Here is a 26,750-nt window from a genome sequence, read left to right on the forward strand (position 1 = left end):
CGAGGTGAGGGTCAGCGGCGCAGGCCGGCGGCGACCGGGGGCGGCGGGGCCGGAAGCGTGCGCGGCGGGGGCGGGCAGGCGCACACCGCGGAACGTTCGCGTTCGGCGGCGGGGACCTCTTGGGTGCAGGTGCTGCGGCCGGGATGCAGGGCGTGCCGGTCGGCGAGCGCGTTGCGGGTCGCGGCGAGGCCGCTGTGGATGACGCGGAGGTGCTCGTCGGCGAGGTAGCGCAGCCGCCGGGCGGTGTAGGGGTCGGACGCTTCGCCGAGCCCGTCGTGGAAGTCGGCTGCTCTGGTGAGGACTTCGTGCAGGGCGTCGGCCGCCTCTTCCGTGGTGACGGCTTGCCGGATCCGCTCGGCGAGGTAGGCCACGGAGGAGCCCAGTGGCGGGTAACTGGCGGGGCGGGAGTCGGTATCGAAGTCCTCATGGCAGTCGACGTGGTATCCGGCGGCTCGTAGTCGGGCGACGGCTGCGGTGGCGAGGCGGCTCTCGTCTGGCTCGGCCAGGCCGGTGGGGGCGCGGTGGTAGGTCTCGTGGAGACGGACGACGGCGACGAAGCCCGCACGTTGCAAGATGCCGTGGGCCTCGGGGTCTCCGCCGCGGGCGAGGACCTTGCCGGAGTGCGGGTCGCGGCGGATGGACAGGAATCGGTCGACCAGGGGCAATAGGGTCCTTTCTCTTACAGGGCTCGGTGGGCGGGGCGCTGGACGGCGGAGGGGGCGGTGGCGTCCCGGGGCTGGACCAGGTGGTCGGCGGTAGCGTCCAGGTCCTGCTGGATGGTGTGCAGGCGACGCGCGATCAGCTCCAGGCGGTGGGCGGTGTCGCCGCCGGCGGCGCCGGGCTGGGAGGCGATCCGGTGCGCGACGTACTCGACGAGTCCGCGGACCGTCGCCACGGGGCCGGCCTGCTCGTCGGCGAGCTGCGCGAGCACGCTCGCGAGCTGAGCCGACGCCGTCGGCGCGAGCTGGGAGACGGTCCGCGCGGACGGTGCTGTGCGTACCGGGATCAGATGCAGGTCCTGTTCGAGGCGGCGGGCCTCTGCCGCGAGGCGCCGCAGGACATCGGCGGGCGGCGCGTGCCACGCACCGTCGAGGTGGATCAGGTTGGCGATCAGGTCCAGGCGCCGGGGCTGGGCCTGGACGGCGATCCACCGGCAGCCGTGTCCCTTGCCGGGAATCTCGATGCCCGCGGCGCGGGCGAGCCGGTGGGCGACCTCGGCCCACTCGGGGCCGGTCAGATCCCGGTCATCAGGCTGGAGCCGGACGTCGAGGTGGAGGATCGCCCGCCGGTCGTCGTCCAGACTGACAGCGAACAAGTGCTCCAGGTAGGGGTCTTCGAGGTGCGCGGCCCACTGGATGGAGGTCCAGATCTTCTGCTCGTCACCGAACATGGAGTCGTCGAGGCGCGGCCAGTGAGCGACGACCGTGTGCTCGGTCAGGGCCTCGTTCGGCGGGACCGGGCGCCCGAGCGCCTTGGCGAGCGGGCCGCACGGGGTGTGAGTCCGCTTATGCAGGCGGGGGATCACTGGCCGGCCCGGGCGTCGGCCACGTGCACCAGCTGGCCCACGGCGGTGGTGGTGTACCAGCCGCAGTCGATCAGGGCGTCGTCGCCGGGGTACTTCGGCAGGAGGGCGTCCTCCATGGCCCGCAGGTGGATCAGGCAGTCCGGGCAGCGGCGCGAGAGGTGCACGAGGTACCTGGGGTGGGCGGTGATGTAGGACTGCTGCCCGCCGGTCGCGTCGCGCAGGCGCCAGCCGTCCTCGTCGGTCGGCAGGTGCCAGGACGGCGCGACCACCCGCATCGCGTCGCCCCACAGTTCGCCGCCGGCCACCCCCTTGAGGACGACGACGGTGTCACCGGCCTGGAAGTGCTGGTGGGTGATGTCCCGGTTCGGGGTGAGCGGGTCGGGAGTGAGCGCGACCACGGGGTCGGGCGGGAGCTGGGACATGCGGTTCCTTCCACGTGGGGCGGATGCGGTGGGAGGAACAATGGTCCGGAGGATCGCCGGTTTGGCTAACCGGCGATCGTCGGCTATGTTCCGCCGCCGTCAGCGGAACGGGTTCTCCGTCCCGCGGTCGTCCTCACCGGCGGCGTCGAGGAGTTCCAGCAGGTCAGAGCCCTCCGCATCGCGGTCGATCCACCACCCGGCGCGGGTGATCGAGCGGGCCTTGTCTTCCAGCTCCGCCCAGTCCGCCTCGTCCCAGGACCCCTCGACGACCAGTGCGGTGTGCGCGGACACCATCAGTTGGTGACGGGATCGCTCACCCCAGCCCAGGGCCTTCTGCGGTCCCTCCAGCTGCGGCATGTCGAACTGCTTCGCCCATGCGGCGGCAGCCTCCTGCTCTGCGGCCCGCTTGGCCGCGAGCCACTCCTCCTTGGACTTCGTATCGGTGTCGCGGGCTGCCTTCCAGCAGTCGGTGCAGTCCCGGCCGGCGAGCCAGCGGGCAAATCCGGCCCGCCGGTCGGCGGGGCGGTCGGACAGGTCATGAATCACCTGGTGGGAGCACGAGTGCTCAACAGTCCACTTCGTACGGACGGCCATCGACAGATCTCCTCAAAACAGTTGGAAAATGGGTGCCCTGGATCAGGGCGTCTTGTGCTGGCCCCCGGGCGGGCGGCGGTGCCGCCCGCGGCGGCTCAGGCATCCGGAGGCACCGAGGCGACGGCGCGCGGCGAGCAGGACGACGAGCGCGAAGGCCGCGCCGGCGGAAGGGAGCGCTGCGGTGGCCAGGGGCTGCTCGGAAAGGCGTCCGGCCAGCGCGGTGCCCACGGACTGCCCAGCGCCGATCGACAGGATCAGCCACGCGTACGCCTCGCTGGTACGGCCCGCGGGGGTCAGGGCGTCGGTGGTCACGTAGGCGCACGTGACCACGACGGTCAGGAACACACCGGGCAAGGCGACAGCGGCGGTGGCCGCGTACGGGCCCGGGAGAGCAACGAGCGGGAGCCAACCGACCAGGAAAAAGGTTCCGCCGCCGATCAACCGATCCGTGGTGGTACCTCTCCAGCGGCGTCGCCCGTAGAAGAGGCCACCGAGGAAGCTGCCGGTCGAGAACGCGGCGGGCAGGATCCCGGAGAGCAGCGCCTGCTCGTGGTGCCTGGCCATGGCGATCGCCCACACGTTCATGGATCCGATCGCGAACCCGATCCCGGCGAGGGACACGAACAGCAGCAGCAGACCGGGGCTGGCCAACCGGTGCACCATCCCGGCTGGTGCCTGTGCGGACGGTGTCGGGCGCCAGCGCCGGGACGGCGGCGCGAAGGCGACGACGACGGTGCCGGCCAGGCCGAGGGCGGCGGTGACGGCGAGTGCGACGGTGGGGTTGTAGGCGGAGGCGAGCGCGGCGACGAGCAGGGGGCCGGCGATGTACAGCAGGCCCTGCGTGCCGGTGTCGAGAGCGAGGGCGGCGTGCCGCAGCCGGTGGTCGGGCAGCACGCTCGGCCACAGTGCCCGGAGCCCTGCCTCCAATGATGGCGTGGTTAGGCCGCCGGCGACGACGATGCCTGTGGCCAGACCTGGTCCGCCGTACGGTCCGGCCAGGGGAAGCGCCACCAGGAAGACCGAGTTGAGCAGGGCGGCCGGAAGATGCACCGCGGTCTGGCCGTGGCGGTCCATGAGGCGTCCCTTGACCGGCTGGGCCAGTGCGGACGACAGCCCGTACAAGGCGCTGAGCAGCCCGCCGAAGGCGATACTGCCGCCGCTGGTGGTGGCCCACAGGACGATGGCGACGGGAGCCATGCCGTTGGGGAGGCGGCCGGCGAGGGTGCCGCCGAGCAGGCGGGCGGCGTACGGGCTGCCCAGCACCGCGCGGTAGGTGATGCGCGGGGCTGGGGCCGGGGGTGCGGTCAGGGACAAGAAGGGCTTTCTCTCGAAGGAGGCGCCGCCTCAGCGGTGGCGGGCGGCCGTGCTGGTGCGAGGCGGCGGCGTGGGCGGTGTGGTGCGCACGGCAGGGCCGGGGCGCAAGCGCGGCGCGGGTGTGCGGTGCGGCGGCAGGACGGCGACGGTCGCGCCGAGGTCCTCGGCCGCCTCCTCGACTTCGCGGGTGAGGAACTCGATCTGCCGACCGAGTGCGGAGAGCCGGGCGGCGACCTGCCGACCCTGGACCGTCCCCAGCGCACCGGCGAACTGGGCGCCGGTTTCCAGGAGTTCCTGGAGGCGGACCATCGGGCCCGCGTCGTGGCCGCGCTGGGTGGCGCTGAGCAGCGCGTTGGAGGCGTCACCGGCGTGCTGGGACTCGCTGACGCTCTGGATGAGTTCCTGCAGCGACACCTCGGGCGCGGGCTCGGCCCGGTTGAACTCCGAGACGTCGGCCCGCAGGACACCGGGCGGGACCGGGGCGGGCAGCACTTGGCCGGCTTCGTATTCGTGGGTGTAGTGGCCGATCACCTGCCAGCCCGGTGCGTCCGGGTCGCCTCTCAGCGCGACCACCGTCGAGTCGTCGCCCTCGACCAGGTAGGCGAGGGTGATCGGCTGCCCGTCCGCGGCGTACCAGGACTCGGTGAGCTCCAGCTCGCCCCGCCTCTGCGCGGCCCTGGCCAGCTCGGTCCACATCTGCTGCTCTTCGACGGTCAGCGGGGCCTTGTGCTGCTGGCGCTGGTCGAGGTCGGCGAGGTGGCTGGCGATGAAGCCGTGGTCCGCCCAGGCGGTGAGGTGCGGCCACAGGGCCTTGTGCTGGGCGCGTTCGCCCGCAGGGCCGGGCGCGGTCGGCCGGTCGAGCACCCGGCGGATCGCCGCGGTGGAGGAGGCCAGACCGTCCAGCACGGTCCGCCACCCGTCCAGATGCCGGGCGGGCGGCAACTGGTCGAGCGCACGACGGGCGGTATCGAGCAGGGCATCGGCGCACGGCGCGAGATACGTGGTGTACACCTCGACGGCCGCCCTGTCTCGGTGGGCACGTACCTCTGCCGCAGCGTCTGGGTGGACGGTACGTCCGTAGCGGTCGCGGGTCATGTTCAGCGCGGTCTGGGCTTCGCGGTCGAGGATCGCCATCCGCAGACGGAAGTTGCGGGCCCGATCGGTGAGGTCGAGCACTGCCGGCGGGGAGTCGGCCGGGGGCGGGTTGCCTTCGGGGGTCATCGGACTCTTCCGCCTCCTGCGACTGTCAGGTGGACGGTGGGCGCGTAGGTGGGCCTCGGCGGGATCTGCCGGGTGGCCGGCGGGGAGGTGGTGGGTGGAGCGGAGCGCTGCGTGGTTCGGCCGGCGGCGGCCTGCGCGAGCCGGCTGCGCCGCTCCTGCAGTCCGTTCGAGCGGACCGGGCGCGGCGGGCCGGCCGATGCGGCGGGGTCGAGAGCGATGTCGGCGTGCACCGTGTAGCCCTGGCGCCGCAGGTCGTGGACGGCCTGGCGGGTGCGGCGGGGGCCGTCGTGCTCGGGTTCGACGAGCCGGTACAGCCGGGGTTCCCCGGGGACGGGCTCGAACTGCTCTCGCTCCAGGAACCAGTGGGCGAGGTGCGCGGGCATGGAGGTGGTGAAGGAGGCGACGAAGCCGTAGTCCTTGTGGGTGCCGAAGGCGAAGTGGGTGCCGGGTTGCAAAGGGGCGGGATTCTCCTCACGGGTCGGTGGTGGAGCTGATCAGCGGCTGTCATGCGGAGGACAGGCAGCGCGAAGGGGGCAGTGGAGTGGGAGCAGCGAGAGCCGGTGGCGGTGGGGCACGCTCAGGCCGGCGTGGCGGAGGGAGGTCTCGCTGCCGGTGGGCCGTAGGTGGACGAGGGACGACAGCGGCCTCGTCGGAGCCTGCCGACAGGCGGCCGACGCCGCCTGTCGACCGCAGGAAGTCCGCCCCCCACAAGGCGGCGCGACCGGGCGCTGCTCGCCCGTGGCGATGCCGACGACGCCCGTGCCCCGTCGGAGCGACGGGGCGCCCCGCGTGTCAGCCGTGGACCAGATCCGCTGTAGGGGCCTCAGTTTGGTGAGCACGGGTTCCAGCAGAAATGCGGGATTCCGCGAGTGATGGACACTGCTTGCGGGTGCCGATCATGAGCAGAACGCTCTGCTCGGGCATTCTTAGTGGTCGCTGCGAGTAGCGGGGCTGGTACTCGCCTTTCGGCCCACCTCGGGTAATGGGGCGGCCGGTGGCGGGTGATGGTGCGTTGTGGATGAGCTGTCCTTCGGTGATGGGGCAGAGGTTTACGGGGCTTCCCGCACCGAACGTGGGCGTGTAGCGGTGGGAGGAACAATGGTCTGCAGGATCGCCGGTTTGGGTAACCGGCGATCGGCAGCTATGTTCCGCTCAGCAGAATCGAGGCGTCAGTTCCCCGGCGCTGGTGTCTCGGCCAGCCCCTCCACACCTACGGGAGGAGCTCAGCCGTTGCCGGCGTCTCAGCCAACCGTCACCGAGAACCCGTTACTGATGATGATCAGTGCCCCCACGATGATGCCAAGCGTTACCAGGACACTGATGAGACGCGCCGTCCGGGACCCCTCTGCGATGGCGTATCGCACAGTTCGCCACCACTCCTTGCCTAGCCTCATGTCGCTCACCTCTCCTCGCTTGCAGGTGAGTTGAGCTTCCAGGACCCTCCGCGGTGATGTTTCAAGGCGATACGCTGTGATGCACAAAGAACTGTGGTGAATCGTGGTGAACCGAGTCTTCGGTGCCACGGTGAGGGAGGGCACAGTGCCGGGTTCAGCGTCCAGAGCAATAGCGATCCCTGATGCGGTGCCGGACGGGCCGCTGCGGACCTGGCTGGAGTGGCTGGGCGACCTACGCCGTCGAGCCGACACACCGTCCCTGGCCGAGATCGCTGGCAGGGCGCAGAAGCGTGGGGTTGCCGTGAGCACCGCGACCGTGCGTCGGCTCTTGCGAGGTGAATCCTTGAGCGACGGGTCGGCGACCGCAGTGGCCTATGTCCTGGCCGAGTTGGATGCCAGGCCGGGACCTGGTCGACCGTCACTGGACTGGGATGCCTTCGACAGGACGTTGACTTACCTACTGTTCGCCGCACGGAGGGAATTCAGCGGAGCTCCGCCCTGTCAACCAGCACCGCTGAGTTCACAGGCCATGTCTGAGCGGCTTCCTCACGGCTACACCCCAACTGAAAGGGATCTACCAGTAATAGCCAGGTCCGGCCAACGGTCGCAGTTTTCGGGCGGAGGCGTAAGGCCGGCCTCTGCTGTTGAACTTGAATGAACGCGCCGCCCACACCGGAGAATCAGTAGCAGTCGACAACTGACCGCTACCGAGCATCGCCGTTGTCCATGGTCATGCGGAAATGTCCAAACGGTGCCCACGGTCACGCGGATGTGGCCACGGAATTGCGGAACCTACATCCGCGCGGCTGTGCAGGACGGAGCGCAGGCTGTGGCCGTACTGCCAGGCGTGATTGCGGGCCGCCGCTTCCAACTGGTCGTACCCGTGCTGGGCCGTCATCTGCCCGCCCCACTTCCGGTACTGGTAGACGGGGACCGGCAGCAGGACCCCGGGTGCGAGATTCGAGGTGCCCACAGCCGCCATGTAGTCCTCCCCCTGGACGAGTCCGCCCATGCCGCCGGCCGCGCGTACCAGGCGGGTGCGGGCGAGGATCGTGGTCGGCCCGATCGGGATGGTGTCCTCGGGACGCGGCCAGTAGGTGATCACGTCGCCTGCCGCGTGGTAGCCGGGCGGGGTGGGGCACTTCCACAGGTGGGTCGAGCCGTCCGGGAGCCAGTCCTCGCTGTATCCCGCGACCCACCCGAGCCGGTCGGTGAAGGTTTCCAGCCGCAGGCCCAGGCTCCAGTCGGGGAAGATGTCGTCGTCATCGGCCCAGTTCACGAACTCCGTACGGACCTGTGTCAGGCCGAGGTTGCGGGCGCAGGCGGCACCGACCGGACGCGGCAGCGCGAGGGGCCGGATGCGCGGGTCGGCGGCAAGCGAGCTGGGGAGCAGCTGCGGGTCGGCGCCGTCGAGGACGAGGACGGCTTCCCACGGCACGGTCTGCCGGGTGAGGCTCGCATGCATCTCCTCCAGGTAGGGCAGGCGCTCGGGGCGGAGCTGGGTGGCGATGACGACGGTGATCTGCGGGACGGACAGCGAAGGGCTCCTGTGTTCGGGGTGGGGCGGGGCGGTCAGCGACGGGCGGCTGTATGGGACGTGCCTGGCGTTGCGGGAAGGGGGGGAGGCTGTGGACGGCGCTGGGGAGCGGGCCGGAGTGACGGTGGGCCAGGAGGCGGGGCTGCCGAAGTCGGTGAGGGGGTCGGCGTCCCAGTCGACGACGGGGCCGGAAGTGGCGTACATCGTGGGGAACACCTCGACGCCGGACGGGCGCAGGACGTATCCCCACTCCACGTCCATGTTGGCGACGGTCGACTCGGTGACCGCGATGCGGGCCGGCGGCGAGCCGTCCGGGGTGATCAGGTTGTCCAGGGGACGGCTGGGCCAGGGCACTCCGCCGGTAAGGGCGGCGACGATCCCGGGTGGTGCTCCGTCGAGGAGATCGCTGCCCAACTCCTCCCAGCCGATGGCGACGTCGTCCACGAGGTGCCGGGTCATCGCCTCCAGATCCCGGCCGAAGCGGTACTGAAAGGCGGTGACCAGCAGCGGGAGCTTCGAAGCGGGCGTGCCGTCGAAGCTCACGTACACCCCGGTGTACCCGGTGGCGGTGGGGCGGGCGATGAAGGAACCGGTGGTCAAGGACAACGCTCCAGGAGCGGTTAGCGGCTGGGGGAGGTGCCGGGCTTCGGTGAGCTGGGCGGAGCCGGCGGGAGAGGCGGCGTGGACCTCCGAGCTGCGGACGGTGGTTCGGGAGCGGGGGCGTACTCGGCGCGCAGGTTCTCCAGGTCGGCCTCGGCCACCTTCTCCACGGCGGTGCGGATGCTCTGGGCCGCCTCCCGCAGAAGGCGCTGGGCCCGTGGCGTGTGCAGGTGGTTCTGGCCGCGCCACAGAGCAACACCGACGATGTGCCGGGCGATGTGGTCGAGCACCGGCGCGGTGATCCCGGCCAGGTGGTGCGTGATCGCGCTGACCTCGGCGGGCGTCTCGGCCGCCCCCAGGGCGGAGAGGAACGGCGTCAGGACCGGGAGCGGCAGGGGCTCCTGTGGGAGCGGATGCTCGGCGAGAAAGGCTTCCGCGTCCCGGCGGGCGTACCCGCGAAGCACCCTCGGGGGCGTGGTGGCGCTCCTGTCGGGGGCGTGTTGGAGCAGGCCGAGTTGGGCCAGCCGCTGGTCGATCGCCTGGATGAGGGGCGGGATGCTGCCGCCATGCACGGCTTCGGGCCGGCCAGGGGTGCCGGAGCCGGTAGCGGGACTGGAGTCGTAGATCACCTCGAACAGCGCTTGGTCGTCAGGGTGCTCGCGGGTCACGATCCACCCTTCGGGGTCCCCCGGCGGGCGGTCGGAAGAGGGCTCCTGCGGTGGGCCGATGATCAGGTGGCTGTCGTCGGGGAGCGAGACGCGCACGATGTAGGCGCTGAGGCCGAACTCGATGTCGCATTCCAGCCCGCGCCGGCGCAGGGGCGTGGTGATGTGTGAGTGGCGGGACCACAGCTCCTGCCACCAAGGGGCGGTGACGTGGCGGTGATCGGGAAGCGGAGCGAGCCGGCCGGTGCGACGGGCTTCTGCGAGGTTGTCGCCGTCAGCGTCCACAGCTCCTCCGGCGGGAAGCGGACGCGTTGCGCGTTGAAGGCGCGTGGTGGGCGGGACCTCCTTGTGGCTGCTTCAGGTAGGCGGCCCCGGCGGCGTCGGTGAGGTGGGAGGGGTGGTTCAGGGGTGTCCTTCGAGGCGACGTTGGTGCAGGTGTTTTTGGCGTGGGTCAACGGTGACGTGCGCTCGGTGTGGGCGACGGCGGTGCCGGGATCGCCCGTGGGGTTACCGAGGACAGAAAGCGGTGGAAGTCGAGGTGAGCGTGGAGTTCCTTGGCCGCTTCGCCGATCAATTCCGAGGTGCGCCGCAGGTAGGCGCGCGCCGTGGCGTGGTCTATGACCATCGAGTTCCCTCGGTACCGCCTGGTGATCGGGCCCGCGGCTCGGGAAAGCGACAGGGCGGTCTCCGTGGTCTCGGCGAAGTGCGGTGCTGCGTGGCTCGACAGCGTGGCCGCGGTCGCGAGGTGGGCGAGGACAGTGCGGCCGGCACGGTTCGTACTGTGAGGGCTGCGGGTGAAGCCGGCCGCCATCCGGACGACGTCGCGGGAAAGGTCCTGGGCGTCGACGGCGTGCTGGAGCAGCTCGGTGTACGACGGTTCGGCCGGCACGTCACCGGTGTCGTCGAGTAGCTGCCACTGTTCGGCGGCGTCGAGGAATGCGGTCTTCAGGTTGTCGAGCGAGCGGATCAGACGGAGGGCGTCACCGCGCGGTATCAGCTCGCGCTGGATATCGCGATCCATGAATCTCTCTCCTGTGCGGGGCATGGGTGCTGGTCAGCGTCCTCGCGGGGGTTTGCCGCGGCAGGAGGCGCCACGGGGTGAGTCGGCGCGGTCGTGGTGCTGACCGAAGGTGCGTGCGAGAGCTGCGCGGCGTGGTCACGCAGGCGCTGGGCGGCCGTGCGCAGGGTGGTGCCGGTGTGGTCGAGATGCTCTTGGAGGACGTGCCGGACGTCGTCCGGCGCGGCGGTGCGCTTGGTGGAGGAGTGCCGGATGTTCTCGTGGAGGAAGCCGAGACGCTCGACTACCTGGCCGAGATGGGCGAGGGCGGTGCCGAGAGGGGCCGCACACCGGGTGAGGGCTGCGGTGCCGGAGCGTTCGGCGTGGCTGTGCGCCGACGGTATCTCGGCTTCGTGGCGGTTGCTGGTGGCCAGCTCTTCGCTGATCTCGATCAAGTAGTAGGCGATGTCGCTGACCATGCTCTGGATGGCCGGACTGATGTCGTCGCCCCGGCGCAGGTGCTCGGCTTCGGGGAGGTCGTTGAGGGTCCGGTCGATGCTTCGCGCGATCCGGAGGAAGTAGACGGGGTGGCTGATATCAGGCATAGGAGGGTCCCGGTGGCCTTTCAGTGCATACGGGCGTCGGTGTCGAAGAGCGCCAGCTCGTGGCCGTGCAAAAGATGTTGAACGATGAACGATCGTCCGGCGACCTTCCACAGGCCCCGGCCGCGGTTCAGGTGGGCGATGGCGTCCATCTCGACCGAGGTGAGGCCGAGCAGGGAGGCGGCGGCCTGGAGTTGGTCGTTCTCCTGGCGGTAGATGATGCGGGTGGAGCAGTCGGCGAGGAGGCCCTCGGCGAGCGCGCGGCCCTGTGATCCGGCGTCGCCGGCGGTGAGCAGGTCGGACAGGCGGTGGATCACCAGGAGGTTGGCGATGCCGAGGCCGCGGCTGAGCTTCCACTGGGCCTGCATCCGCTGCAGCAGTCCGACGTGCCGCATCAGGCGCCATGCCTCGTCGTACACGATCCAGCGCCGGCCGCCATTCGGGTCGGAGAGGGCGGACTCCATCCAGGCGGAGGCGCAGGTCATCGCCAGGACGAGGGCGGTGTCGTCTCCGGAGCCGCCGAGCCGGGAGAGGTCGATGGTGAGCATCGGCGCGTTCGGGTCGAAGGCGACGGTGGAGGGGGCGTCGAACATGCCGGCGAGGTCACCGTGGACCAGGCGCCGCATTGCGTGGGCCAGGTCGCGGGCGGCGTCGCCGAGCTGCCCCGACATCATCCCGGCCGCCTCGTCGAGCGCGCGGGGGTCGTTGAGGGTGGCGGCGACGTCCCCGAGGAGCGGGGTGCGGGCGGTGGCGGTGGCGCGGGTGACGACAGCGTCCAGGGCGATGTCCAGGGCGGTGTGCTCCATGGGCATCAGGTCCCGGCCCAGGACGGTCCGGGCGAGGGAGCCGAGCAGGAGCAGGCGCCGTTTGCGGATCTCGCCGACCCAGTCGGCCTCCGAGACGCCTGCAGGGCGCGGGGCCGCGTCGAGCGGGTTGAGCCGGCCGGGCAGTCCGGGCCCGAGGGCGACGGACCGGCCGCCGAGGGCTTCGGCCACCGGTGTCCACTCGCCCTTCGGGTCACACGGGACGTAGACGCGGTATCCGAAGGCGATCGAGCGCAGTGCGAAGGACTTGGCGAGTGCGCTCTTGCCCTGGCCGATGACGCCGGCGAGCAGGAGGTTCGGGTTGGTGAAGCCCTCGACCTTGCCGTACAGGGCGAACGGGTCGAAGACGAAGGACGCTTCGGCGTGGACGTCGCGCCCGATGTAGATGCCTTCCGCTCCGAGCCCGCCTTCGGCGAGGAACGGATATGCGCCGGCGGCCACAGCGGTGGTCATGCGGTGGGCGGGGAGCTTCAGCCGGTTGTGGCGGCCGGAGGCGGGGCCGGGGCGTCCGCCCGGAGGGTAGAGCGGGGCCGGTGTGGCGTGGTCGGCCGATGTGGTCTCGGCCTGGTGGGCGCTGGCTTCCGCGCGGGCCTTGGCGGCGGCTTCGGCGAGCTGACGGCGAGCGGCCTTTCGGCTGGCCCGGTCGGTGCCGTGGGGGGTGAACAGAGGAGACGCGGAGGCGCGGCGGGCGCGGCGGGCGGGCCGGTGACTCATCGGAGGCCCTCGTTTCTGCGGGTCGTGCTCATCGCGCGCACGCCGTGGTGTGCGCGCGGAGGTCGCTGGGGGTGGTCTTGCGCCGGACGACGTGGCCGGCGGCGAGGTGGCGCTGGCAGATGGTCAGCACGGGCGGTCCCTCGGGCAGCCGCTCCGGACGGCACGTGCTCGACTCGGTGCCCGCCGTCGTGCTGCTGGGCAGCAGGTGGAAGGCGGCGTGGACTTCGCTGGCGGCCTGCCACAGGCGGGTGTGAGCGGCGGCCAGATGACGGCCGGCTGCCGGGTGCGGTGGCCGGGTGGTCTCGGCGAGACGGTCCAGGAGCTGGTGCACGGTGGTGAGGTGGGCGTGGAGCACGTCGAGGTGCAGGCGGTCCGCCGGCGGGGGCGGGCCCGTGTCCGACGGTGCCAGCCCGCGGGTGTGGTGGCGTACTCCGGCGTTCGCGGCGCGGAGATAGGGGTGGGCGTTGGCCGGGTGGGCGGGGGAGGTCAAAGGTGGTGGTCCTTCCTGCCGGGAGGCAGGGGTCGCGACGGGGGCTCCGCCGCAGACGATCGGAGGGGGCCAGCAGGACCGGGGCGGGCCTGGGTCACAGGGCGGTCCGGGCGAGCGGGAGCGCGCTGAGGGCGAAGGCGTCCGGCTGCTGGTAGTTGAGCCTTCGCAGGTCGACGCCCGAGGTGACGGCGTGGGTTTCGATCTGCGCGCAGGCGGCGTCCAGGAGGGCGTCGGTCTCGGCGGTGACGGTGATCAGGCCGGTCAGGGCCACGTCGGCGTGTCCGGCGATGAGCTGGCGTTCGCGGGTTTTGACGTCGGCGTACTCGACGGAGTCTTCCTCGCTGTCGACCTGCCCGCGGCGGGCGCGTTCGTTGGCGTCGGCGATGATCGCGGCTTTCTTCCGCTGGACGTCCCGCAGGGCGGACTCGAGCCCCTGCGGTACGTAGACGAGGGAGAGGCTGCGTCGCACGCCGGCGGTGAACATCAGCCCGTGCAGGAATCCGGCGCCGATCTCGGTGCGCGGCCAGTTCTCCACCCAGTACGTCGCATGCCGTGCGCTGTCGGTGGCGATGCGGTCGTACTCCTCGACCTGGACGACGGGCCCGGCGGCGGCCGGGTCGGCCTCGGCGCGGCCGGTCTCGGACCACTGCTGGAGTGCGCTGAGGGCCTTGGGGTCGTAGGCGGTGCGGATGACGGCGGCGATCTCGCGCGAGCTGAGCCACCCTGTCACCTGGAGGCCGGCGGTGCGGGCGGCCTGGGCGATGGAGGAGGTGGTCTGTTCCATGACGGTGAAGGCTCCGGGCAAGCCTCCGCCGGCCTGAGCGATGAGCCGCTTGGCGGCCTTGAGGTCGAGGGAGATGGCGAGATAGGTCTCGTGCGGGGCGGCGGCGGGGCCGGCCGAGGCGACCAGCTCGGAGTAGATCTGGCCTGCGACCGGGGCCTGGGGCTGTCCGTTCTGGGTCCAGTGGCGGGTGAGGGTGTCCCCGCTGTCGGGAACGGTGCGTTCCAGGACCTGCACGGTGGCGAGGTGCCCGCTGCGGGCGATGCTCGCGAGAGCGCGCCCCCAGCTGGCCACGTTGTGGTTCTGGGTGGCGGGGTCGAGGAGGGCGAAGGCGCGGGAGGTGACGCGGGCGATGGCGGTCAGTGTCTGCTGGTGGGGGTCGTGCACGGCCGCGGCGCCGTTGGCGGAGTCGCCGGGGGTGACCACCTTGAGGGAGGCGGCGCTGCCGGGCAGGTGCAGGACGCCGTCCTGCCGGGGGCGGGTGACGGGACGGGCGAGCCAGAGGGTCTGGCCGGTGCGTCGGCGGTGGGCGTGGCGAGCGACGATCGGCATCCAGTCGATGAGAGAGCGGCCGTTGCGGCGGATCGCGACGAGCGCGCCCGATGCCGCCCACAGGGGGGTCAGGGCGACGGCGCCGAGCAGTCCGGTGGACACCACCGTCATCAGCAGCAGGGCCAGGGTGGCGGAGACGAGGACCAGTTGGGGCAGGGAGAGGCCGAGGAGGATGCCGCGGCGGGAGCGGTGGGGGAACTTCACCGTGACCGGGGCGACGGAGAGATCAGTCAAGGGGCGGGTCCTGGGGACGCGGGTGAAACCCGGGGGCGGGAGGTGGCGTGCACGTCCCGCCCCCGGTAGTCGGGCAGGGGATCAGAAGCCGGCCGGAGGCGGCGGAGGCGAGGCCGGTCCGCTGAACGTGGCGTTCTGCGAGCCGGAGGAGGGGGATGCGCCCTGCGGCGGTGGGGTCGTGGTCGGCGGAGTGGACTGCCATCCGCCGCCCTGGCCGGCCGCGGGGTTCGTTCCGGAACCGCCCGGCTGCGGACTGCCGCCCATCTGGCCGCTGGTGTCGGCGGCCAGGCTCGTCGGCGCGGGCTGCACGGCCTTCTCCAGACCGGACTTGATGGCATCACCACCGGGCGAGACGCCCGTCCCGCCGCTCTGCGAACTCTGCGAACCTTCCTTGCTCTTTCCGTCCCCGCCGGTCGGGTGGGAGGCGATGTCGCCGGGGAAGCCGCCACCGGCCGCGGACGGGCCCTGCGGGGCGGCGCTCGCTCCGGCTGCCGCGCCACCGGTTCCGGCGGTGGCCGCCGCTGCCGCGGCCTTGCGGGTGGCGTTCTCGGCGTGCGCCTTGGCGATCTGCGCTCCGGCGCCGCCGGCCCGGTGGATGGACTCGCCGTCGGTGCCGTCGGCTGCCCAGTGCACGAACTTGAAGACGGCGTACGGGCACAGCAGCACGAGGATCATGATGACGACGCCGGCCATGACGTCGGCGAGGGCGGCCACGCCGTCCTTGGCCTCGGTCCGGCCCATGGCGGCGATGCCGAGCACGAAGATCACGGTCATCAGCAGCTTGCTGACCACCAGGGTGGCGGTGGCCTCGATCCAGCCCCGGCGCCAGCGCCGTGCGACCTCCCAGCCTCCGCCGGCGGACGCGAAGATCGCCAGCGTGACCATGACGAGGATGCCGACCTTGCGGACCATCATCACGCACCAGTAGAGGACCGCGCCGATCGCGGCGCCGAGACCGGCGACGACCGGCACGAGCCAGCCGAGCCCTGCCAGGGCACCGATCTGGTTGACCTTCACGATGCGGCGTACGGCCGACTCGATGTCCAGGTGCGCGGCCTTGAACAGCCCGTCGCTGATGGCGTCGACCACTTCGACGGCGACGGTGGTGAAGGCGATGGCGCAGAAGGCGAACAGGACGCCGCTCATGGTGCCGGTGAAAGCCTGTGCGAGGGCTTGTCCGTCCCGGCGGACGGCAGCCCGGACGAGCTGCGCGCAGAACGTCGCGACCAGCAGGACCAGGCCCAGCGGCAGCAGCGTCTCGTAGTTGTCGCGGAACCATCCGGCATTCAGGTCCACCTTGGTGGTGGTGTCGACGGCCTCGGCGGCCAGGTCGGCAGCGGCGGCGGCCAGCTCGCCTGCCGACTTCGCCATCCAGTCACCGATGGCCTTGCCGGGATTGGAGGCGAAGTCCACCGCGTCGCCGACGGCGCAGAGCTTGTCTGCCAGGGGGAAGTCACAGAAACCCACGAGGAGTTGCTCCTCCTTTCTTGTGTCAGGCGCGGGTCACTGCGTGACGCTCGGAGCGATGGCGGCAAGAGAGCAGTCGTGACTGGGTCGGCACTGCACGGCGAGGGTCACGGCGCGCTCCTCGGCCCCGGCGCCGCCCTTCTTCCAGGCGATCTGCTGTTTGCCGTTGATGGTGACGACGTAGATGTACGCCTTCGTGATCGCGGAGGGGTCCTCGGCCAGGGCCTGCTTGAACGCGCCGGGGTAGTGGCCTTCGAGGACCGTTCCGGTGGCGTGCTGGTCCTGGTCGGCCATCCGTGACCACAGCACCGGATCGGGAACCTGGCCGGTGACGGAGGCCCAGTCGGCGTACTTGGTCTCGCTGGTCATCCATGCCCGCATGCCGGCGAGTTGCTGGTCGCGGCTGGTGGTGCGGGTGTCGTAGGACCACAGCATCTGGGCCGCGGCCTTGGCGTAGGCGACCGGCTCGGCGATCCGCGGAGGATGGGGGACGGACCCGGACCCGGATCCGGTGGCGGGCTTCGGGGAGCCCGGTACGGAGGACGCGCTCGGCGCCGGAGTGGCGGCCTCCGGGGTCTGGTGGCCGTTGTTGCCGCCAGACAGCCAGGCGACGGCCGTGGCGACGGCCAGCAGGACGGCGACGACGGAGGCGACGATCGCGATGCGCCGGTTGGCAGACCAGTCGGCGCCGTACGTGGACGACGACAAGATTGGGAATCGTTTCTGCATCACTGGACCTGCGAGCCGAGGGCCGAGAAGAAGCTCACGATCCCGTTGGCGGCGCCGAGGCCGAGGGCGGCGCCGGCCGCAACGACCGCGCCCTTCTTGCCGTTGGCCTCGGCCTGGTGACCACCGGTGTGGTGGCCCCAGGCCCACACGCCGAGCGAGACAGCGAGGGCACCGACGACGGCGATGATCCCGAACATGTTGATCGAGTTGACGACGTTCTTCAGCACGGCGAGTCCGGGCAGGCCGCCGCCCTTGGGCGAGATCCCAGGGTCGAAGGCGAGCTGGATGACGTGGTCTGCGAGAGGGAGGGGCATAGCTGTGGCGTGGCTCCTTGCGTGCGCAGGCCGAGCGGGCCCGGGCGGAGGTGAAGAGAAAGAGGGGAGGGCGCGCGAGCGGCGCGAGAAGGGGCCGGCGTCAGAGGACGCGGCGGGCGGCGAGGACGTCCCAGTCCTTGAGCGGCGTGATCCGGACCGGCTTGCCGGTACGCGGGGCCTCGATCACGAGCCCCTCGCCCATGTACATGCCGACGTGCTCCGGACGGGCCGCGGTACCGCGGCTGAAGATCAGATCTCCGGGCTTGAGCGCCTTGGCGGAGACAGCCTTGCCCTCGTTGACCTGCGTGTACGTGGTACGAGTGAGCTGGATGCCGGCCTTGGCGTACGCCTGCTGCATCAGCGAGCTGCAGTCGCAGCGGCCCATCGGGTCGGCGCCGTGCGGGGCCGTGCACGAGCCGCCCCACTGGTACATCGTGCCGAGCTGGTGCATCGCCCAGACGATCGCTGTGCGGGCGCGCGGGTCGGTGTCCTTCGGGATCGAGTAGCCCTTCGGGACGGCGCCTTCGGGGATCGGCCCGTACTGGGATCCGTCCTGCGTGCTGCAGCCCGAGGAGGCAGCGCCCCCGGTGTCCTTCCCGGAGCTGTCGGAGTTTCCGGGGAAGGTGGCGGCGATGGCCTTGTGCAGCGCGGTCGCCAGTGGTTCCCACTGTGCGTACGCGTCCTGGTAGCCGGATTTCTGGACGGCTTGGGCGGCCTGGGTGACGGTCATCTGCTGCCAGCCGTCCACCGCGAGGAGAGCCTTGTAGAAGCGTTCGCTCGCGTAGACCGGGTCACGGATCTGCTGGGCGGTGCCCCAGCCCTGGGAAGGGCGCTGCTGGAACAAGCCGAGCGAGTCGCGGTCTCCGTAGTTGAGGTTGCGCAGCCGTGACTCCTGCATCGCCGTGGCGAGCGCGATGATCTGTCCCTTCGTCGGGACGTCGAGGCTGATGCCGGTGGCGACGATCGTCTGGGCGTGGGGGATCTGCTCGGTCGGAAGGTCCAGGCCCTCGACGCGGACATCCTCGCCGGACGCCCCGTCGAGGATCTTGGTGACCTGGTCGGTGACCTTGCCGGTGTCGATGTCGGTCATGCAGCCGCCGACGGCGCCGGTGGTCTGCGCGGCTTCGGCGGAGGCGGCCAGCGTCATGCCGGTGCCGGCGATCAGGAGCGGGGAGAGGAAGACGGCGCCGATGCCGGCGGCGAGCGCCTTCAACGGGAGCAGGCGGCTCGGGTGTCAGCGGTTTCGGGCAGGGGTGGGTAGCGAGACGTCATGGACGTGTCCTTCGGGGTGCGGTGTCCGGCGTGCCGCGTGCGCGAGGCGTGTCGGAAGGGCGCGGCGGCCGGGGTGGGCGATCGGTACGGGCCGGCGCGGGCGAGTTGCCGCTCGCTCCATGCGGCCGGGCCGTGAGCTAGGTGTGCCGGGGCAGGGGGAAACCTCCGTGAGGAATGGCGGGGGAGTTGCCAGCGGCGGTGTGCGCCGGGCGGTTCAAAAACAGTAGGGGCGGATTGGCGGCTGACCAAAAAGCTGGGCGGAAGGTGCCGGAATCCGGCACCTCAGCGATCCGCTTCTTGGTCGTCGGCGTTTTCGCCTCTACAGTTTTTGGACTCCCCTCGCCCTCCTCGGTCTGCGGCCCTGGGCTTCTGCATGCCCCACTTTGGCCCGCGAGGACTCCTGTTGCGTGACGGGGTAGTTCCCTCCGTGCTTCCACACCCGAATTGGGGTTTCTCTTTGCCTTTTTCCCTGCACCATGGTGATGCCCTCAGCGTCCTTGCCGGTCTGCCGGACGACTGCGTCGACTCCGTGATCACCGACCCGCCGTACAACAGCGGTGGCCGAACCGCGAAGGAGCGCACCACCCGCTCCGCCAAGGCGAAGTACACCTCCGCCGAGGCCAAGAACGATCTCGCCGACTTCACCGGCGAGAACATGGACCAAAGGAGCTACGGCTTCTGGCTGACGCAGATCATGACCGAAGCCCACCGCCTGACGAAGGAGGGCGGCACGGCGCTGCTGTTCACCGACTGGCGTCAGCTCCCCATCACGACGGATGCGATCCAGGCGGCTGGCTGGCTGTGGCGAGGGGTGCTGGCCTGGCACAAGCCGCAGGCCAGGCCGCAGAAGGGAAGGTTCACGCAGAACTGTGAGTTCATCGTCTGGGCCAGCAAGGGGGCGATCGACGGCTCCCGGAACCCCGTCTACCTGCCCGGCCTGTACAGCGCCTCGCAGCCCTCGGGCTCGAAGCGCCGGCACATCACCCAGAAGCCCGTCTCCGTGATGCGCGAGCTGGTCAAGATCGCCCCGCCGGGCGGCACGGTGCTCGACTTCTGTGCTGGCTCCGGCTCCACGGGTGTTGCCGCTCTGCTGGAGGGCCGCGACTTCATCGGCGTGGAGAAGACGGCGCACTATGCGTCGATCGCATCCGACCGGCTCACCGAGACGGTCCGCGAGACCCTGACGCAGGACGACGTGGTTCTCGCCGTTTAGGGCATCAACTGCCTTGCCTTCGGCGGCAATCGGCGCTCTCTTTTCGTCTCTTGCGGTTTCACGCCGGAGTGTGTTCGTCATTCGCCGGCCGGTTTGTGTGCCGCCATCTGTATCTCGTAGGAGGCCGTACTTTTCATGTCCGAATCCACAGAGCCCGCGGATGGCGGGAAGCCGGAGCCGGTTCGCATTCCAGACCCGCAGCTGGAGGGAATCGAGGCGAGCGTCCGACGGCTCATGGAGCAGTCGGCGCAGCAGGCCCGACAGCTCGACCATCTCGCTTCCGCTCCGGCCCCGGACCGATCGCCGTTCGCCGCGTTCGGCATGCCCGGGTTCGGCGGGCGGCCTCCCGCCGCGCCGCCGGAGCCCCGCCCGATTCTGGAACTCGCGGGGGAGGAGCGCGAGGACGAGCTGGACGCCCTGTCGGACTGGGTGGACGACTTCTTTCTCCCCGTCTACGGGGCGGAGGTCACCACCGCGGCGCCCTGGTGCCTGCGGTGGCAGGAGCACGACGACGTCGTGGCCTGGCTGCATGCCCTGTGGCTCGCCTACCAGCAGCACAAGGAGCCCGACGCCGGCCTGGCCGGGATGTTCGTGTGGCACCGTGACTTCCTCACCCCCGCCGTCGCGGCGATCCGCGCGCCCGGTGGCCCGCTGTCGGCCTGCATGACTTCTCCCGACCGGCCCGCGCACCGCCTGCTTCCCGGCCCGCCGCCGTCCGCCCGTACGGACATGGCGAGCGCAGCGCAGTCCGCCGGTTCCGCGGAGCCGGACGAGTCGGCGTGATGAGCGCGGGACAGCCGGCCTTTGGCCTGAGCTTCGATCCCCGTGCTCTGACCGACCTCCTGCAGGCGCCCGGCGATATCCGCGATCTCACCCTCGCTTACCTGCAGGAAGTCGTGAACGCCGAGCGTTTCGGATTGCGTCTGACCGGAGACCTGGAGGGCTACCGCAAGCTGTTCGTGGACGCCCGCAAGGACTGGCGCGTCGTTTACGGGCTGCGCCCCGCGCCGGCGGAGTCCACACATCAGCGGGAGGTCCACGTCGTCGCGGTCCGGCCGCGCGCGGGCAACGACGTCTACGACGAGGTCGGCCGCCGCCTGGGGATGACGCGCCGGCCCTTGAGCGCCCGTACCCACGCGGCACGCTCCCGCTCCCCGCAGCTCACCACCCGCGCTCCCGTACCCCGGCCCGGTCCGCCGCTCTCCGGCATGCCGGGCCTGCCCCGCCCTGCGCAGAACCCCGCGCACCATCACACCCGCTGAAACTCGTGGAGCGTCGCCTATGCCCCCTGAACCCGCGCCGGCGGCAGCCCGGCGTGCGGTTTCTCCGCTCGACCACCGCATCGAATCCGTCACCGGCCATGACGTCGACACGCTGTGGGCCTTTCGCGACCGCGGTGTCCTCGACGAACCGCACGCCCGTCTGGTCGACCGGCACCGCGAGCTGGCCAGGGCCCAGACCAGCGTCACGTTCTACCTCAAGCTCCTCAACCGCCTCTCCAGCGGCGAGTTCCCCGTTGACACCGCCTGGTTCGAGCGAATTGACCGTGCCGTGGACCAGATGGAGGAGGCAGCCGACGAACGTGACGCCGCCGCCCGCAAGGTGCTCGCGGCCCTGGAACCCATCGAGGCCGCCACAGCAGCACCGGTCCGCGGGGAAAGGACGCTCACGACCGACGACCAGGCGGCACTGCTCGCTCTCGCCGGCGGAGCCAAGCTGTATGAGCACTTGCTGACCGGCCGGCTGTCCGTGACCGTCGCCTCCGGCACCCGCATCCCCTATGCCGAGGTTCGGAAGCTGGAGGACGCCGGTCTGGTCGTCCGGGATACCGGCCACCCCTTGCACGCCGGACAGCCGGTCGCTCTGACCGACGCCGGCCGCGCCGCGCTGTTCGCCGCCCGTCGGCCGCCCACCACCACGGAGGTTCCGAAGCCCCCGGCCCGGCCTGGGGCATGGCCGTCCACCCCGGCTCGGCGGCGCTGATCCCACCGAAAGGCTCTTGTTGTCCTCCACCGAACCGGCGCCCGGCCGGAAGCCCATCCCCGTCGTTGATTTCGACCTGGACGACTTCGACGCCGACGAAGAGGTCCTCCTCGACTTCGATCGCCATGTCGGCGTCGGGGACATGCTCACCCCGCTCGCCGAGCACCACTCCGCCGATGGCGTGCACAGCTACTACGTGTTGTTCGACGGATCCGTCACCTGGGGAATGCCCGGTATGCCGCAGCTGATGGCCCTGCATCTTCAACGCGACCGGGAGAAGCGGACGTTCACCTTCGAGGGGGAACGGCTGCCGCTGCCCGCGATGGCGCAGTCGTGGCTCATCCACCGTGGCTGCCCACCCGAAGCCATCGGCCTCAACCCCGAGCTGGGGCCACCGGCGGCGGACGAGACGACGCGCGCACTGGAACGCCGTCTCGCCGGCGACGGCGACCACTACGCCATGGGCTACTCCTACACCCGCGACGACCCGGACGACATGGTCACCGTCGTCGCGCTGCGCGCCCTGGACGAGCGGGCCCCCAGCCCGTTCCGCGTCCTGGTCGAAGAGGTCGACACCGACGCATGGACCCACACCCTGCGCGAGGGAGGCTTCGCCACCAAGGCCGAGGCCCTGCGCTGGTGCGACGACCGGCTCACCGGTAAGGCCGCGCCCCTCCCGCCGGTCCGCCCGGCAGCCGCAGCCACCCGCCCGGCCGGCTTGCCCAAGGCCCCTGCCGCACACCCTCCCGGCCGCTCGCGCTGAGCACCACCGCCGACGAGAGCGGCGAAACATAGCCGACGATCGCCGGTTAGCCAAACCGGCGATTCTCCGGACTCTTAAACAGCCGCCGGGACGACGCCCGCAGCGGCCACCCACGCCATCCCTATGCCTTTACGGAGGTCTCTTTCGCATGCGCTCCACGCGAATTGCCATCACCGCGGCGATGCTCGGCGCCATCACCCTGCCGGTGCTGTCCGCCACCACCGCCAGCGCGGCACCCGCCGCCGCGCCCACGGCCCTCGCGAGCAGCTGCTACGACCTGCCGCCGCTTCCGTACGAGGTGCACACCGCGGCCGTCACCATCCGGTCCAAGGCCACCACGAATTCCACCGCCCTCGGCATCCTCTACCGCAGCCACAAGTTCACCGTGCACAAGAAGAGCGGTAACTGGCTCTACATCACGGACAGGACCACGGGCGTCAAGGGCTGGGTCTCCGGCACGTACGTCTATCGCGACGTCCGCATGTGCCTCGACTGAGAGCCGCACCCGCGCCCTTCCCGTCCCACCGGCTGAGCTACCGGGACGCCCGCGAACTCCCCACCTTCCCCTCCGGTCTCGCCTTCCGGAAAGGAAACCTTCCCTTTGTCTGACGACATACCCGACGTCGGTGAAGACGTCGTGGGCGTGCTCACCGCACGGATCGAAGCCCATCTCGGAACGAACATGGACCACTTGAAGGCCGTGGTCACCGACGATCCGGCCGCGAACCCCTACGTCACCGACATCGTCAAGTGGCACGGTCTGCTTCTCGACGCCCAGGCTGTGCTCGACCGTGCGGCGGACGATCTCCTCGCCGCGCTGGAGACCCAGCCCAGTGAGGTCGACGACCCGACGATGGACCTCGCCCACCGCGTGAACGCGGCTGTCACCACCCGTGACGGCCGGGCCCTGGTCGTGCGGTGGCTCCTCGACCCGGACGCTCCAGGGAAGAAGGGTCTCGCCACCGAACGCCTCGCCCGCCTCCGTTCCCGAACAGGGCCGGCGGTGCAGACCAGCCCGGCTTGCCGGCCTGCGGGAGTACCCGCGCCGGCTGTGGCCCGAGCGGGAAGGGTCGCCCGGTGAGCGTGCGAATCAAGACCAGCACCATGGACGGCGAGCTGCAGGAGGTCTTCGGCGCCCCCGTCTCCGATCTGTATGAGGCGGCTTGCGGTCCCGATGCCTCTCCCGCGCTCGCCCGGGCCATGGAACTGCGCTCCTTCCTCGCCCTGACCGAGGAACAGGTCGCCCGCGTCCGTGACCGCGTCCACGCGGACATGCGACCGGACCGCGACATGGGCGAGCTGTCGGCGGACCAGCTCCGCTTTGACGTGCAGTGGCTGGAGGCGGCGCTCGAAGCCCGCGACGGCTACCGCACCGCGCTCGGCGAGCTGCTGCGCACCATGCCGTCGCTCGACCAGCGGCCCCGGCCCGTCCGCATGACTCAGCTGAGGGCCACCACCACCCTGGCCCGGTCCGCCGCCCCGGCATCTCCGCCTGCCGCGGCGGCCCGGGCCCGCCGACCGTGAAAGCCCCCGCTTGCCCCATCCCACGTCCACCGAGATAGCCGGACGGATCGAGGACCTGTACGGCGCTCCGCTCGCCGACCTCGAAGCCCACGCCCAAGACCTGCCACCCGGGATGCTCGCCGCCCTGCTCGGCATGCACACCGACCTCGCCCTCGCCGAGCGCAGCATCGACTTCCACCGTGATCAGCTCGCCCGGCTCCTGAACCCGGAACGGCAGATCGACCGGCACGAGGTCTCCCACCTCCTCGACGGAGCCCGCCGGCTCGCTGAAGCCGTCGCCACCCGCGACGCCCAGACCAAGTCGGCCTCCGCAGTTCTGCAGAGCCTGACCCGTACCTCGGCCCCGGCACCCTCACCGCCGGCATCCGCGCCGCCCGTACCGGCTCCGCCCCGCCCGGCCCCAAGCGCGCCCCGAAGCCGCTGACCCGCAGGCGAATCCCTCTTCACTTCCCAGGAGTTCCTCCCTTGGCCATCACCGCTCTGCCTCCCGACACCGACGCCGACATCGCCCGGGTCACCGAGGCCCTCGCCATGATCACTCCGCGCTGGAACGTCAGGATCATGCTGGCGCTCTCCGGTCCGCCGCTGCGCTACAGCGAGCTGGCGGCCCGGGTGCCCTGGCTGCAGAACGGCCAGCTCCACCCCAAGCTCACGTCGCTGTGCGACGCCGGGCTCGTCGAGCGCACCGAACACACCGCGCGGCACGTCACCTACGGCCACACCGACCGTGGTGCCGCCCTGCTGCCGGTGCTGCCCGTGATCGTCGCCTGGGCCGAGGAGCACCTGGAGAAGCCGAACCGTCCGCTGCCCGCGATCGAGCAGGTCGAGGACAGCCTCATCCTCCTCACCCGGCGGCACGCCGCCGCCCTGCTGTGGGTGCTCAAGCAGCGCGGAGAAGTCAGCGGCCGGGCGCTGGCCAGGATGGTCATGCCCAGCAGCGACTGGACCAACGTCTACCCGCCGCTGCGCCAGCTGGTGGCCGACGGCCTGGTCGACACCGACGGGATCGGCCGGCCCTACCGCCTGTCCGCGGCGGGCGACGGCCTGGGGCCCGTTCTCGGAGCCCTGTCCGCATGGTCCGCCGGTCAGCCCCTCAGCAAGGCCGGCCAGCACCCGGTCTGGGGGGATCCCCAGGTCACGCCCGCGCCGAAGGGATGGGTCAGCAACCAGTCCCGCCCGACGTGGCGCAACCGCGACCTCTTCTCCCACACCACGCCCGCCCGCCCGGTGGCGGCCGTCCCGGCGGGAGGCCCGCGCCGATGACCACCCTGTTCACCTCCGCCGAACTGCACAAGGCGATCGTGCTGCTGGCCTCGCCGCCGCTGGTCCGGCTCATCACCGAGATCGACGACAACGGGGCGATACCGCCCCGACGGCTGGCCGGCATCCTCCACGACCTGTCCCCGCACCACCTGCGCTGTGCTGTCGAGACGGGCCGCGGCCACGGTCTCGTCCGGTCCGTACCCGGCGTCGGACTGGAACTCACCGAGGCCGGCTCGGCCCTGGCCGACCTCTACGACGCGACCGCACGATGGGCCCGCCGCCACAACTGTCCGGAGCCGGTCAGTGATTTCGGCAGCCGCGTCCGGCACACCTTCGACCTCCTGGCGGCCCCGCTCGCGACCGAGCAGACCGAGGGCTTCCCTTCCCCGAGTACCGGGACCTTGTCCGGCCCCGGGCGCGAGACGGACCTCGATGTTCTTCGCGCCCTGCTGATCCAGTGGCTGACCAGTAATCCGCAGGTCACCGCGCTGCCCGAGCCTGAGCCGGCCGCGTGAGCGCAGCGGTCATGCCCCGGCACGCGCGCCACACCGCCGGGCTGGTGGGCGGCATCTACCTGCCGCGTACGGCGGACGCCCTGGCGTTCGCCATGTCCACCTACGGAATCCCGCTCCTGGTCCTGGCCACCACACGCTCCGCCACGCTGACCGGCGTTGCCTTCGCACTGGAGTGGGTCCCGAGGCTGGCGGCGTTCGGGTGGGCCGGGTCGGTCGTCGACCGGCGCGGAGCCTCCGTCGTCTTCCACCTCGCCTCCCTGGGGCGGGCGCTGGCCCTCGCCGCCGGCGCGGTTCTTCTCTACCTTCATCCGTCCGGCATCGTGGCGAGCGTGACCGTGATGGCGCTCGCGGCGACCACCGGCGTGCTCACGGAGTTCAGCTACATCGCGGCCGAGACCGCAGGTGCCGCCGCCGGCCGCCGAGCCGGTGCACGCGCCCACCGGGTCCAGGCCGTTCTGCTCGGGATCGACCAGACCGCGACCCTGACCGGCCCCGCGCTCGCCGGACTGCTCCTGCTCACCGGCCCGCCGCGGATGCTCGCGGTGATCACCGCGCTCTCGCTCCTCGCCGCGCTGCTTGCCCTGCGCACACCCCCTTCGCCCGTCGCACCGGCCCGACTTCCCAAGGGCCAGACGAACGCCGGCCTGCTCACCGGATGGCGCACCATCCGCTCCCTGCCCGCGCTCGGCTGGCTCGTGACCGGGCTGACCCTGTCCAACCTGGCCACGGGCCTCTTTCAGGCGGCCGGCCCCGTGATCGTCGTCCAGCACTTCGGGCAGTCGACCACCGCCGTCGGCCTGGTCTGGTCCGCCGCCGCCGGAGCGACGCTCCTGGCCGTCACCATCTGCCGGTTCGCGATCGACCGCCTGGGCCTGTGGCCGGTCGGCGCCGCCTGCGCCGCCCTCGCCTCGCTCGCCTGTCTCGCCGCCGCCCAGGCCCCCGACTACCGCTCCTACCTGATCCTCGTCGCCCTCCTCATGGCGGGCGAAGGCGGCATGACGGTGGTCCTGCGCACCCTGCGCTCCAGCCTCATTCCACCGCAGAAGTTCGGCAGCACCCTGTCGGTGACCATCCTCATCCTCCTGCTGCCCTTCCCCGTCGCTGGCGTGCTGACCGCGCTCACCCCGCCCGAGGCACTGGGCCACGTCATCACCGCCTGCGCCGTCCTGCAGGCGCTCGGGCTGTTCTGTGCCTTCGCCCGCCTGCGCACCGATCCCGCCCTGCACACCTGACCCCGCCAC

Annotated in this window: 30 protein-coding genes; 12 read left to right on the forward strand and 18 right to left on the reverse strand. The window is 71.2% G+C overall.

Annotated features, from left to right (window positions below; all coding sequences use genetic code 11):
* Positions 1-11 precede the first annotated feature (11 nt).
* From ABT041_RS03460 to ABT041_RS03545, 18 genes are all read right to left on the reverse strand, one after another.
* On the reverse strand, positions 12-665 hold the full coding sequence (locus tag ABT041_RS03460; RefSeq protein WP_351178244.1) for a hypothetical protein: 654 nt from the start codon (positions 663-665) through the stop codon (positions 12-14).
* Positions 666-679: 14 nt separating this feature from the next.
* Entirely contained in the window at positions 680-1,525 is an 846-nt protein-coding gene (locus ABT041_RS03465) for a relaxase/mobilization nuclease (RefSeq protein WP_351178247.1), read from the reverse strand.
* Positions 1,522-1,947, reverse strand: a complete 426-nt coding sequence (locus ABT041_RS03470) for a hypothetical protein (protein ID WP_351178250.1) — start codon at positions 1,945-1,947, stop codon at positions 1,522-1,524. Before ABT041_RS03470 ends, ABT041_RS03465 begins: the two co-directional genes overlap by 4 nt.
* A 99-nt stretch (positions 1,948-2,046) precedes the next feature.
* Positions 2,047-2,541, reverse strand: coding sequence for a hypothetical protein (locus ABT041_RS03475; protein WP_351178253.1), 495 nt, complete (start codon positions 2,539-2,541; stop codon positions 2,047-2,049).
* Positions 2,542-2,583: 42 nt separating this feature from the next.
* Positions 2,584-3,855: an MFS transporter gene (locus ABT041_RS03480; protein ID WP_351178256.1), complete on the reverse strand. Its 1,272-nt coding sequence runs from the start codon at positions 3,853-3,855 to the stop codon at positions 2,584-2,586.
* Between the two features lie 30 nt (positions 3,856-3,885).
* On the reverse strand, positions 3,886-5,076 hold the full coding sequence (locus ABT041_RS03485) for a hypothetical protein (protein WP_351178259.1): 1,191 nt from the start codon (positions 5,074-5,076) through the stop codon (positions 3,886-3,888).
* Positions 5,073-5,531 (reverse strand): hypothetical protein, encoded by a 459-nt coding sequence (locus ABT041_RS03490; RefSeq protein ID WP_351178262.1) that lies wholly within the window; start codon positions 5,529-5,531, stop codon positions 5,073-5,075. The genes ABT041_RS03485 and ABT041_RS03490 overlap by 4 nt, the downstream gene beginning before the upstream one ends.
* A 1,669-nt stretch (positions 5,532-7,200) precedes the next feature.
* Positions 7,201-7,992, reverse strand: a complete 792-nt coding sequence (locus ABT041_RS03495; RefSeq protein WP_351178850.1) for a glycosyltransferase — start codon at positions 7,990-7,992, stop codon at positions 7,201-7,203.
* 635 nt (positions 7,993-8,627) lie between these two features.
* A complete protein-coding gene (locus ABT041_RS03500; RefSeq protein ID WP_351178265.1) occupies positions 8,628-9,557 on the reverse strand; it encodes a hypothetical protein in 930 nt (309 codons plus the stop codon).
* 166 nt (positions 9,558-9,723) lie between these two features.
* A complete protein-coding gene (locus ABT041_RS03505) occupies positions 9,724-10,293 on the reverse strand; it encodes a hypothetical protein (protein WP_351178268.1) in 570 nt (189 codons plus the stop codon).
* Positions 10,266-10,874 carry a hypothetical protein gene (locus ABT041_RS03510; RefSeq protein ID WP_351178270.1) on the reverse strand — a complete coding sequence of 203 codons (609 nt, stop codon included), beginning with the start codon at positions 10,872-10,874 and terminating at the stop codon, positions 10,266-10,268. The genes ABT041_RS03505 and ABT041_RS03510 overlap by 28 nt, the downstream gene beginning before the upstream one ends.
* Before the next feature lie 20 nt (positions 10,875-10,894).
* Positions 10,895-12,409 (reverse strand): VirB4 family type IV secretion system protein, encoded by a 1,515-nt coding sequence (locus tag ABT041_RS03515; RefSeq protein WP_351178273.1) that lies wholly within the window; start codon positions 12,407-12,409, stop codon positions 10,895-10,897.
* A 28-nt stretch (positions 12,410-12,437) separates the two neighbouring features.
* On the reverse strand, positions 12,438-12,899 hold the full coding sequence (locus ABT041_RS03520) for a DUF6238 family protein (protein ID WP_351178276.1): 462 nt from the start codon (positions 12,897-12,899) through the stop codon (positions 12,438-12,440).
* Between the two features lie 94 nt (positions 12,900-12,993).
* Positions 12,994-14,466: an SCO6880 family protein gene (locus tag ABT041_RS03525; RefSeq protein ID WP_351178279.1), complete on the reverse strand. Its 1,473-nt coding sequence runs from the start codon at positions 14,464-14,466 to the stop codon at positions 12,994-12,996.
* An 81-nt stretch (positions 14,467-14,547) separates the two neighbouring features.
* Positions 14,548-15,933, reverse strand: coding sequence for an SCO6881 family protein (locus ABT041_RS03530; RefSeq protein WP_351178281.1), 1,386 nt, complete (start codon positions 15,931-15,933; stop codon positions 14,548-14,550).
* Between the two features lie 36 nt (positions 15,934-15,969).
* A complete protein-coding gene (locus ABT041_RS03535; protein ID WP_351178284.1) occupies positions 15,970-16,662 on the reverse strand; it encodes a hypothetical protein in 693 nt (230 codons plus the stop codon).
* A complete protein-coding gene (locus ABT041_RS03540; protein ID WP_071265881.1) occupies positions 16,662-16,976 on the reverse strand; it encodes a DUF6112 family protein in 315 nt (104 codons plus the stop codon). The genes ABT041_RS03535 and ABT041_RS03540 overlap by 1 nt, the downstream gene beginning before the upstream one ends.
* Positions 16,977-17,076: 100 nt before the next feature.
* Positions 17,077-18,189, reverse strand: coding sequence for a C40 family peptidase (locus ABT041_RS03545; protein WP_351178287.1), 1,113 nt, complete (start codon positions 18,187-18,189; stop codon positions 17,077-17,079).
* A 516-nt stretch (positions 18,190-18,705) separates the two neighbouring features.
* Here ABT041_RS03545 and ABT041_RS03550 point away from each other — a divergent pair.
* From ABT041_RS03550 to ABT041_RS03605, 12 genes are all read left to right on the forward strand, one after another.
* On the forward strand, positions 18,706-19,461 hold the full coding sequence (locus ABT041_RS03550) for a DNA-methyltransferase (RefSeq protein WP_351178290.1): 756 nt from the start codon (positions 18,706-18,708) through the stop codon (positions 19,459-19,461).
* Positions 19,462-19,695: 234 nt separating this feature from the next.
* Positions 19,696-20,244 (forward strand): DUF4913 domain-containing protein, encoded by a 549-nt coding sequence (locus tag ABT041_RS03555; protein ID WP_351178853.1) that lies wholly within the window; start codon positions 19,696-19,698, stop codon positions 20,242-20,244.
* Entirely contained in the window at positions 20,244-20,723 is a 480-nt protein-coding gene (locus tag ABT041_RS03560; protein WP_351178293.1) for a hypothetical protein, read from the forward strand. Before ABT041_RS03555 ends, ABT041_RS03560 begins: the two co-directional genes overlap by 1 nt.
* 19 nt (positions 20,724-20,742) lie before the next feature.
* Positions 20,743-21,444 (forward strand): hypothetical protein, encoded by a 702-nt coding sequence (locus ABT041_RS03565; RefSeq protein ID WP_351178300.1) that lies wholly within the window; start codon positions 20,743-20,745, stop codon positions 21,442-21,444.
* A 16-nt stretch (positions 21,445-21,460) separates the two neighbouring features.
* On the forward strand, positions 21,461-22,207 hold the full coding sequence (locus tag ABT041_RS03570; RefSeq protein ID WP_351178303.1) for a hypothetical protein: 747 nt from the start codon (positions 21,461-21,463) through the stop codon (positions 22,205-22,207).
* 181 nt (positions 22,208-22,388) lie between these two features.
* On the forward strand, positions 22,389-22,703 hold the full coding sequence (locus ABT041_RS03575; protein WP_351178856.1) for an SH3 domain-containing protein: 315 nt from the start codon (positions 22,389-22,391) through the stop codon (positions 22,701-22,703).
* 105 nt (positions 22,704-22,808) lie between these two features.
* Positions 22,809-23,288 carry a hypothetical protein gene (locus ABT041_RS03580; protein ID WP_351178306.1) on the forward strand — a complete coding sequence of 160 codons (480 nt, stop codon included), beginning with the start codon at positions 22,809-22,811 and terminating at the stop codon, positions 23,286-23,288.
* Between the two features lie 23 nt (positions 23,289-23,311).
* Positions 23,312-23,731: a hypothetical protein gene (locus ABT041_RS03585; RefSeq protein ID WP_351178859.1), complete on the forward strand. Its 420-nt coding sequence runs from the start codon at positions 23,312-23,314 to the stop codon at positions 23,729-23,731.
* Between the two features lie 10 nt (positions 23,732-23,741).
* On the forward strand, positions 23,742-24,155 hold the full coding sequence (locus tag ABT041_RS03590; protein WP_351178309.1) for a hypothetical protein: 414 nt from the start codon (positions 23,742-23,744) through the stop codon (positions 24,153-24,155).
* Positions 24,156-24,196: 41 nt separating this feature from the next.
* Entirely contained in the window at positions 24,197-24,994 is a 798-nt protein-coding gene (locus ABT041_RS03595) for a winged helix-turn-helix transcriptional regulator (RefSeq protein WP_351178312.1), read from the forward strand.
* Positions 24,991-25,509: a regulator gene (locus ABT041_RS03600; protein ID WP_351178315.1), complete on the forward strand. Its 519-nt coding sequence runs from the start codon at positions 24,991-24,993 to the stop codon at positions 25,507-25,509. Before ABT041_RS03595 ends, ABT041_RS03600 begins: the two co-directional genes overlap by 4 nt.
* Entirely contained in the window at positions 25,506-26,741 is a 1,236-nt protein-coding gene (locus tag ABT041_RS03605) for an MFS transporter (RefSeq protein WP_351178318.1), read from the forward strand. Before ABT041_RS03600 ends, ABT041_RS03605 begins: the two co-directional genes overlap by 4 nt.
* Positions 26,742-26,750 lie beyond the last annotated feature (9 nt).

Source organism: Streptomyces sp. NPDC002825 (assembly GCF_040295385.1).
Lineage (GTDB): Bacteria > Actinomycetota > Actinomycetes > Streptomycetales > Streptomycetaceae > Streptomyces.